This is a genomic window from Cyanobium sp. NIVA-CYA 375 (assembly GCF_056108345.1).
The window spans coordinates 1-1940 of the sequence record NZ_JBSYHW010000175.1; the positions used below are offsets into that span (position 1 = coordinate 1).

The following is a 1940-nucleotide window of genomic DNA, read 5'->3' on the forward strand; positions in this document are numbered from 1 at the left end:
GGAGGAGCTGCACGTGGCCAGCACCTGGGTGGACGAAGACGAAAGCAGGCAGCTTCGCCGCCGCTGGCGCGGCAACGACGACCCCGACCTGCCCAACCACAGCAATCTGACCAAACTGAGCGCCTGGCTCGATCGCAGCCCCGGCCCGCCGCTGCCCCACTACACGCCGATGACGCCGCGCCTAGTGGCCGAAGCCATCCTGCCCGGGCTCACTTCCTGAGGCCGCCAGGGCCCGCTCCAGTTGATCGAGCCAGCGATCGGGGCTGAAGCGGGCCGCCTGGGCCAGCCCCCGCTGCCGCCACTGCTGCCGCTCCTGGGGGGTGCGCTCCAGCACGGTCTGCACCGCCGCCGCCGCCGCCTTGATCCACCACCCGCGCGGCTCGGCTCCAACCGGGCAGGGCGGCAGGTATACCGCCGCATCCCCGCCCACCTCCCGCATCGGGTTTCGATCGGTGCTGATCACCGGGCAGCCGCAGGCCAGCGCTTCGAGAACCGGCCAGCCGAAGCCCTCCCACCAGGAGGGGAACAGCAACGCCTCCGCGGCGCTGTACAACGCCCGCAACTGGAGCTGCTCCACACTCGGCAGATGCACTACGGCAGCCTGGAGCTGTGGATGGGCCTGCAGCACAGCCTTTGCCGGGGCCTCCAGATGGCCCACCAGAACGAGCCGCATCCCTGGATGCCGGCGTTGCAACGCGGCGAACACCGAGCACACCCCCTGCCGGTTCTTGTACCAGTAGCCACCCACATGCAGCACAAACGGCCCCTGCTCCAGCTCTGCTGCCAGGCTCCGCAGCTGCTCTCGGGCCTCTCCTGGCGCCATCGGCTTGAAAGCCGCTGGCAGGGGATTGGTTAACACCGTGATCGGGGGGCGGCTGGGTGCCAGCTCCTGCTCCAGATCGGCCGCACTGGCTGCCGACACGGCTGCGAATTGCCGGCCCTGCCGAAAGCCCCAGCGAATCAGCTGCTGATAGAGCCTGCCGCTGCAACCCACCGGCTGCTCGGCAAACTCACCGCGGCACGCCCGCAGGGCCAGCAGGTCGTGGCACACAATCAAGTGGGGCCGATGCCGGATCCAGGGGACCCATGGTCCTAGCGCCTGATCCAGAACCAGCACCCGGGTGCCCGCCGGCCAGTGCCATTGTTGCCAAAGCAGCAGTGGTGGGAAAAGAACGAACTGATCCAGATATCCCAGCCACTTGGCCGCCCCACTGCCGGCTGCGCCCAACCGGCCCAGCAGCACAGGTGCCGTGAGCGCTCGCACCGCATGTCCGCGCTCCCTGAGCCCCTCCTCCACCTGCTGGCGGTAGAGAGCCATGCTCCGCCCTTCCATTGGCGGGTAATGGCCCAAAAGCACCAGCATCCAACCAGCCGCGTACTGCAGCATGATCGCTCATGTCACTGCGATCAGCCCAACCCACGCCCCCTGTGAAGCTGCTGCGCCTGATCCACTCCCTCGATCCAGCTGCCGGCGGACCGGTGCAGGGAATCCACCAGATCTCGCCGTTGCTTTCCGAGCGGGGGGTTATCACCACGGCCGTGAGCCTCGATGCGGCCAATGCCCCCTGGCTTTCCCTGCCGGCCACCGCCGGCTTTCAGGCCGTGGGTCTTGGGCCTGGCCGGGGCACCTATGGATATCGCCGAGCGCTGGTGGCCGATCTCCTGCCCCTGGTGGCGGCTGCCGATGCGGTGGTGATCCATGGCCTCTGGCAATACCACACCTTCGCCGGATGGCGCGCTTTGCGCCGCCTCGGCCCGGATAGCCCGCCCTACTGGGCCTATCCCCACGGCATGCTCGATCCCTGGTTCCGGCACACCTATCCCATCAAGCACCTAAGGAAGTGCCTCTACTGGCCTTGGGCCGATTACCGGGTACTGCGTGATGCCGATGCCGTGTGCTTCACCAGCGAGCAGGAACGGCTGCTGGCCCGCCGCTCCTT

General features: G+C 68.1%; 3 protein-coding genes. 2 read left to right on the top strand and 1 reads right to left on the bottom strand.

Annotation, left to right across the window (positions count from 1 at the left end):
- Window positions 1-220 (top strand): hypothetical protein (locus AC01FP_RS17260; RefSeq protein ID WP_474481940.1); only part of this gene is annotated, 220 nt, incomplete at its 5' end.
- On the opposite strand, the gene AC01FP_RS17265 is transcribed toward AC01FP_RS17260, so the two are convergent.
- A complete protein-coding gene (locus AC01FP_RS17265; RefSeq protein WP_474481942.1) occupies window positions 182-1318 on the bottom strand; it encodes a glycosyltransferase in 1137 nt (378 codons plus the stop codon). The genes AC01FP_RS17260 and AC01FP_RS17265 overlap by 39 nt on opposite strands.
- A gap of 77 nt (window positions 1319-1395) precedes the next feature.
- Here AC01FP_RS17265 and AC01FP_RS17270 point away from each other — a divergent pair.
- A partial coding sequence (locus AC01FP_RS17270; protein WP_474481943.1) for a glycosyltransferase occupies window positions 1396-1940 on the top strand: 545 nt, incomplete at its 3' end.